The 6,670-nt window shown below is 69.3% G+C and carries 5 protein-coding genes; 3 read left to right on the top strand and 2 right to left on the bottom strand.

Annotated features, from left to right (window positions below; genetic code table 11):
- Positions 1–40: 40 nt before the first annotated feature.
- Both valS and ACIPUB_RS02755 read right to left on the bottom strand, forming a co-directional pair.
- Positions 41–2,668: a valine--tRNA ligase gene (gene valS, locus ACIPUB_RS02760; protein ID WP_407605956.1), complete on the bottom strand. Its 2,628-nt coding sequence runs from the start codon at positions 2,666–2,668 to the stop codon at positions 41–43.
- A gap of 144 nt (positions 2,669–2,812) precedes the next feature.
- A complete protein-coding gene (locus ACIPUB_RS02755) occupies positions 2,813–4,501 on the bottom strand; it encodes a glycoside hydrolase family 13 protein (RefSeq protein WP_407605955.1) in 1,689 nt (562 codons plus the stop codon).
- Positions 4,502–4,668: 167 nt separating this feature from the next.
- Here ACIPUB_RS02755 and ACIPUB_RS02750 point away from each other — a divergent pair, with 167 nt between their 5' ends.
- From ACIPUB_RS02750 to ACIPUB_RS02740, 3 genes are all read left to right on the top strand, one after another.
- Positions 4,669–5,058: a DUF488 domain-containing protein gene (locus ACIPUB_RS02750; RefSeq protein WP_407605954.1), complete on the top strand. Its 390-nt coding sequence runs from the start codon at positions 4,669–4,671 to the stop codon at positions 5,056–5,058.
- 74 nt (positions 5,059–5,132) lie between these two features.
- A complete protein-coding gene (locus ACIPUB_RS02745; RefSeq protein WP_407605953.1) occupies positions 5,133–5,903 on the top strand; it encodes an SDR family oxidoreductase in 771 nt (256 codons plus the stop codon).
- Positions 5,900–6,646 carry a sirohydrochlorin chelatase gene (locus ACIPUB_RS02740; RefSeq protein ID WP_407605952.1) on the top strand — a complete coding sequence of 249 codons (747 nt, stop codon included), beginning with the start codon at positions 5,900–5,902 and terminating at the stop codon, positions 6,644–6,646. Before ACIPUB_RS02745 ends, ACIPUB_RS02740 begins: the two co-directional genes overlap by 4 nt.
- Positions 6,647–6,670 lie beyond the last annotated feature (24 nt).

The following is a 6,670-nucleotide window of genomic DNA, read 5'->3' as shown; positions in this document are numbered from 1 at the left end:
CCGCGCCCTCGTTGCCGGAGAAACCCCCGGCGCACGGCGACTAGGCCTGGACAGGGTCCTCGGCCGGTGCCAGCACCACATCGTTGACCGACAGGTCCCCGTCGGCGGCAACCAAGGTCATGTCCTTGGCGTTACCGGCGGCCAACAGGTCGCCCAGTCCGCTGCGCAACAATTCCAGGGTGGCCTCGGGCGCGGAAATCACGCCGGAGAGCACCTCGGTGCGCTGCTTGACCTTGGCCTCGGACTTTGCCTTTCGGATGCCCGAGAGGGCTTCGCCGACGATCGGCAACACTGCGGTGTTGGCGCCTTCGACGGCGCCGGCCAGATGGGCGGAACCGGGCCATGGGGCGCGGTGGACGGATCCGGCGCGCCACCAGCCCCAGACCTCTTCGGTGGCGAAGGGCAGGAACGGGGCAAAGAGGCGCAGCACCGAATCCAGCGTGGTGGCCAGGGTGGCGAGCACCGAGGCCTGTTCCGCGTCGCCGCGGGCACCGTAGGCACGGTCCTTGATCAGCTCCACGTAGTCGTCGGTGAACGACCAGAAGAACGACTCGGTGATGTCCAATGCACGTGCGTAGTCGTAGGCATCGAAGGCGCGGGAGGCGTCGTCGATGACCTGGGACAGGCGGGCGAGCAGGGACTTGTCCAGCCCGTTGGTGATGACCGAGGCGTCGCCGGCGATGACATTCGCTTCGGTGGCGCCCAGGTTCAGCACGAACTTGGAAGCGTTGAGGATCTTGATCGCCAGGCGGCGGCCGATCTTCATCTGGTTGATCTCGTACGCGGTGTCCGCGCCCAGCTTGGCGCTGGCCGCCCAGTAGCGAACGGCGTCGGAGCCGTAGTCGTTGAGCACGTCGGTGGGGACCACCACGTTGCCCTTGGACTTGGACATCTTCTTGCGGTCCGGATCCAGGATCCAGCCCGAGATCGCCGCGTGCTTCCACGGGGCCACGTCGTGCAGCGCATCGGCACGCACTGCGGAGGAGAAGAGCCAGGTGCGGATGATGTCGTGGCCCTGCGGGCGCAGGTCGAACGGGAAGACCTTGTTGAAGAAGTCCTCGTCGCGGGACCAGCGGCCCACGATCTGCGGGGTCAGCGAGCTGGTGGCCCAGGTGTCGAGCACATCGGCGTCTCCCACGAAGCCGCCGGCTTCGTTGCGCTGGGACTCCTCGTAACCCGGTGCCACGTCCGCGGCCGGGTCGACCGGCAGCATTTCGTCCGTGGGCAGGATCGGGTTCTCGTAGTCGGGTTCCCCGGCCGCATCCAGCGGATACCAGACCGGCACCGGCACGCCGAAGAAGCGCTGGCGGGAGACCAGCCAGTCGCCGTTCAGGCCTGAGATCCAGTTCTCGTAGCGCGAGCGCATGAAGGCCGGGTGGAACTCGATCTGCTCGCCGCGCTTGATGAGGCGCTCGCGGCGTTCCTCGTCGCGCCCGCCGTTGCGGATGTACCACTGGCGGGAGGACACGATTTCAAGGGGCTTGTCGCCCTTTTCGAAGAAGTTCACCGGGTGGCTGATCTTCTTCGGCTCGCCGTCGAGCAGGTTGGCGGCGGCCAGCAGCTCAACGACGCCCTCCTTGGCGGAGAACACCGTCTTGCCGGCGATCGCGGCGTATGCCGTACGCCCGGCCTCGGTGGTGATCCACTCCGGGGTCTCGGCGATGACGCGGCCGTCGCGGCCGATGATGGCGCGGGTCGGCAGCTGCAGCTCGCGCCACCAGGTCACGTCGTTCAGGTCTCCGAAGGTGCAGACCATCGCGATGCCCGAGCCCTTGTCCATCTTGGCAAGTGCGTGCGGGAAGACCGTGACCGGAACGTCGAAGAGCGGGGAGGTGACGGTCTTGCCGAAGAGCGGCTTGTAGCGCTCGTCGTCCGGGTTTGCCACCAGGCCGGCGCAGGCAGCCAGCAGCTCGGGACGGGTGGTCTCGATGAAGACCTGGGTGCCGTCCTCGGCGGTGAACGGGTAGCGGTAGTAGGCGCCGGGCACTTCCCGGTCCTCCAGTTCCGCCTGGGCCACCGCGGTGCGGAAGGTGACGTCCCACAGGGTGGGTGCCTCGGCCATGTAGGCGTCGCCCTTGGCCAGGTTGGCCAGGAAGCCGCGTTGCGAGACGGCACGCGACACGTCGTCGATGGTGCGGTAGGTCAGGTCCCAGTCCACGGACAGGCCCAGGGTGGAGAAGAGGTGCTCGAAGACCTTCTCGTCCTCGACCGCGAGTTCCTCGCAGAGTTCGATGAAGTTCTTGCGGCTCACGACGTCCCAGTCGCGCTGGTTCTTCGCCGGGGTCGCCGGGGGACGGTAGCCCTCGACGTAGGAGTACGTCGGGTCGCAGCGCACGCCGTAGTAGTTCTGCACACGGCGCTCGGTGGGCAGGCCGTTGTCGTCCCAGCCCATCGGGTAGAACACGTTCTTGCCGCGCATGCGCTGGTAACGGGCCAGCACGTCGGTCTGCGTGTAGGAGAACATGTGCCCCACGTGCAGCGAGCCGGAAGCCGTCGGCGGGGGAGTGTCGATCGAGTAGACCTGCTCGCGGCTGGTCTCGGGATTGAACTTGTAGGTGCCTTGTTCGCGCCAGCGGGCGCCAAGGCGTTCCTCCAGGCCCTCAAGAACGGGCTTGTCCGGAACTGAAACGATGACGGGCGTGTCTGTGCCCAAGGTGTCTTCTGCCATGGGCCCCATTCTTCCATGAGCCCGGGCATTACCCCCAGTCGACCGCGGTTGATGCACGCCACAGGCACAGCGGGCGGCGCCCCCGGCGATGCGGTGTGCGCCACCTGCGACGTCGGGGCGGGCCGAAACAGTGCGCCTGGGGGGTCAGGGTGCGATCCAGAGGGTGGTTTCCCCGGGGACCCGTTCCCAGGGCAGGGGCCCCGCGCCGCTGGTGACGACGATCCTGGCCGGGTCCAGGCCATCGGGCAGGTCCGCAGGAGCGGTGCCGAAGTTGGTCAGCACCTCCCAGCCGTTGGGCCGGCGGTAGTGCGCGAGTGCGGCATCGGGCGCAGACACCCAGCGGAGAGACTCGGTGGTTTGCAGCTTGCGGCGCCACGCCAGGGCGCTGCGGTAGAACTGAAGGGTGGAGCCCTCCGCGGCGTCCTGGGCGCTGACGGCATGCTCGGCAAACCAGGCAGGCTGGGGCAGCCACGGCGGGCCGCCGAAGCCCAGGTGCTCCTCCTGCGCGTTCCAGGGCAACGGCACGCGACAGCCGTCACGGCCCTTGAGCGTCTTCCCGGTGCGGAACCACGTGGGATCCTGCAACGAGTCCAGGGGCAGGTCCGCCGCCTCAAAGAGACCCAGTTCCTCGCCCTGGTAGAGGTAGGCGGAACCCGGCAGGCCCAGCATGAACAGCGTTGCGGCGCGGGCCCGGCGCAGCCCGCGTGCCGGATCGGCGACAGGTTCCCTGCCGCCGGAGAGCAGCCACGCGTCCTGGGCCGCCGCGTCGGTGCCGTCGGGCAGGGAATAGCGCGAGGCATGGCGCACCACGTCGTGGTTGGAGAACACCCAGGTGGAGGATGCCCCGGAGACCTCGGCCTCCTCGAGGCAGCGGGCCACGATCTCGCGGAACTCCATGGCCGCGAAGGGGGCCTGCAGCAGGTCGAAGTTGAAGGCCTGCCCGAGTCCTGTGGGCCGCGCGTAGCGCAGGCGCCGGTTGGTGAAGGGCACCCATGCCTCCGCCACCGCAATGCGCGGCGGGTCGTATTCGTTGAGCACCGAGCGCCAGCCCTCATAGATCTGGTGGACCTCGTCGCGGTCAAAGAGCACGTCGGTGCCGTCATCGACCAGGATCTCCAGCGAGGGCTTGGAGCGCAGCGGATGGGCCATGTCCTTGACCAGCGCGTGGGCAACATCGACGCGGAACCCGTCCACGCCGCGGTCCGCCCAGAAGCGCAGCGTGGTGTGGAAGTCCTCGCGGATCTCCGGGTTGTCCCAGTTCAAGTCCGGCTGCTCGGGAGCAAAGAGGTGCAGGTACCACTGGCCCGGCGCCCCGGCGTTTTCCCCGGTGGTTTCGGTGATCCGGGTCCAGGCGGGTCCGCCAAAGTGCGATGGCCAGTCCGAGGGCGGGAGTTCGCCGTTCTCGCCCAGCCCGTCACGGAAATGGTAGCGGGCGCGTGCGGGAGAGCCGGGGGCCGAGGCAAGGGCGGCGGTGAACCATTGATGGCGGTTGGAGCTGTGGTTGGGCACCACGTCGACGATGACCTTGATGTTTGCCGCATGGGCCGCCGCGATCATGGCGTCGAAGTCCTCCAGGGTGCCCAGGCGTTCATCGACGTTCCGGTAGTCGTCTACGTCGTACCCGCCGTCGGCAAGGGCCGAGGGGTAGAACGGGGACAGCCAGATGGCGTCGATGCCCAGCTCGGCGAGGTAGCCCATGCGCGAGGTCACGCCGGGCAGGTCGCCCAGGCCGTCACCGGTGGCATCGGCAAAACTGCGCGGGTAGATCTGGTAGACGGCGGCCTGGCGCCACCATTCTGCGGCGGGCACGGGAGCTGGAACATGGCTGTTCATGGGGGTGGGTGGATCCTCTCGGACTGCAGGTGGGCCGGGTCGGTGCCTTCAGTATGTCTGGACGGGGCGGGGAAATCCCGCAATTGCGGCCAACGGGTCCTGCCTGCCGCCACGGAACGGGTCCTGAACGGCTGGAAGATGCGCTGCGGCGGTCCTACGCTGTTGGCATGGGTAACTTTCGATTGCTGCGCGCCTACGAACCCGCCGACGGCGGCTACCGGGTCCTGGTGGACAGGCTCTGGCCCCGCGGGCTGGGCAAGGAGCGGGCGGCGCTCGATGACTGGGCCAAGGACGCGGCACCCTCAACCGGGCTACGCGTCGCCTTCAGCCGCAAGGCCGAGCGGTTCACCGAGTTCACCGACCACTACCGCCACGAGTTGGAGGCCGGGTCCGCCGCCGATGGTGCCCACCGCCTGTTGGGGATCGCCCGCAAGCACGAGGACGTGGTGCTGCTCTACGCCGCCCGCGACACCGTGCACAACCACGCGGTGGTGCTCCTGGACTTCCTGCGCGAGGCCCAACAGGGGACCGTGGACGCCCCGGGCGACGGGACCTGAGGCGTTTGTCCCCGCGGCGCCACGAAGCGACATCGCTGTTGGGGCCGGGCCACCGTGCTGGATAGGCTTTGCTCATGTCATCACAGAATCAAGTCACCCACCATGCAGCCGTCGTCACCGGGGCCTCCAGCGGGATCGGCGAGGCAACCGTCCGCGCCCTCGCTGCCGCCGGATGGAAGGTCTTCGCCGTGGCCCGCCGCGCGGAACGCCTTGCGGCGCTCGCCGAGGAGACCGGCGCGGTGCCCGTTCCCGCTGACGTGACCGACGACGCCCAGGTCGCCGGGCTGCTGGCCGCGGTCGAGGCCGGCGGCGGCATCGACACGCTGATCAACATCGCCGGCGGCGCCCGCGGCGCCGACTACCTGGCCGAGGCCAAGAACGAGGACTGGGACTTCATGCTCCAGGCCAACGTCATGGGCACCATGAAGGTCACCCGGGCGTTCCTGCCGATGCTCCGCGCACACGGCGAGGGCACCGTGCTCAACCTGACCTCGACCGCCGGGATGGTCAGCTACGAGGGCGGATCCGGCTACAACGCCGCAAAGGCGGCCCAGCGCGCGCTGACCCAGGCGCTGCGCCTGGAGGAGGTTGAGCACAACGTGCGCGTCATCGAGGTGCTGCCGGGCCTGGTGCACACCGAGGAGTTCGCGTTGCGCCGGATGGGCGGGGACCGCGAGAAGGCCCAAAAGACCTACGCCGGTGTGGCCAAGCCGTTGCTGGCGGAGGACGTGGCCGACATCGTCTCCTACGCGGTCAACGCCCCGCACCACGTGAACCTGGACGAGATCGTCGTCCGTCCGGTCGCGCAGGCAGCAGCCCACAAGCTGATCCGCGGGCAGGCGTGAGCATCCCCGTCCCGGCCGACGGAACCGGGCCGCGGCGGCTGCACGTCGTGGCGTGTGCCCACGGCACCGACAACACCCAGGGACGCCGGCTCATCAACGAGCTGCGCGAGGACCTGGCCGCGGTGCTCGCCGCAGACGGCCTCCACGCGATGGTCCACGAGGCTTATGTCGACGTCCAGGAACCCCGGCTCGAGGCGGTCCTGGCCGCACTGCCGCCCGACGAGGACGCCATCGTGGCCCCGCTGCTGTTGTCGGAGGGATTCCACAGCCGCGTGGACATCGCCGACGCCGCTGCCGCCCGCCCGTGCACCCGGGTGTCGGCACCCGTGGGCCCGGACCAGCGCCTGGCCGCGGTGCTGGCGCACCGGCTGGCCGAGGCCGGGCACCAACCCGGGGACGCCGTGGTGCTTGCCGCGGCGGGCACCCGCATCGAGGCAGGACAGCGGCAGGCGGCGCGGATGGCGGAGCTGCTGGCTGCCGAACTGGGCCACCCGGTGGCCGTCGCCTTCGGCTCCGCCGCCACGCCGTCGGTGACCGAGGCGGTGGGCGCGGCACGCGCCGCGGGGGCGCCGCGGGTGGGCGTCGCCTCCTTCCTGCTGGCCCCCGGGTTCTTCCACGACCGACTGGCCGAAGCCGGCGCCGACTATGTGTCAACGGCGTTGCTCCCGGGCGTCACAATCGCGAAATGTGTCGCCGGAAGACTCGCTGAAGCCCTCTGCGCGGGACCCGCCGACACCGAATAGGTCGCCGGGTTACGGCATGACGCC

Origin of the sequence: Paeniglutamicibacter sp. ORCA_105 (genome assembly GCF_045798545.1) — a bacterium.
Taxonomy (GTDB): domain Bacteria; phylum Actinomycetota; class Actinomycetes; order Actinomycetales; family Micrococcaceae; genus Paeniglutamicibacter; species Paeniglutamicibacter sulfureus.
Note: the sequence above shows the minus strand (reverse complement) of the source record. Positions and strands in the feature narration are given on the sequence as shown.

Excerpts from the sequence above, each read along its gene's own strand:
- valS (WP_407605956.1), bottom strand. The coding sequence starts at position 2,668 with ATGGCAGAAGACACCTTGGGCACAGACACGCCCGTCATCGTTTCAGTT.
- ACIPUB_RS02755 (WP_407605955.1), bottom strand. The coding sequence starts at position 4,501 with ATGAACAGCCATGTTCCAGCTCCCGTGCCCGCCGCAGAATGGTGGCGC.
- ACIPUB_RS02750 (WP_407605954.1), top strand. The coding sequence starts at position 4,669 with ATGGGTAACTTTCGATTGCTGCGCGCCTACGAACCCGCCGACGGCGGC.
- ACIPUB_RS02745 (WP_407605953.1), top strand. The coding sequence starts at position 5,133 with ATGTCATCACAGAATCAAGTCACCCACCATGCAGCCGTCGTCACCGGG.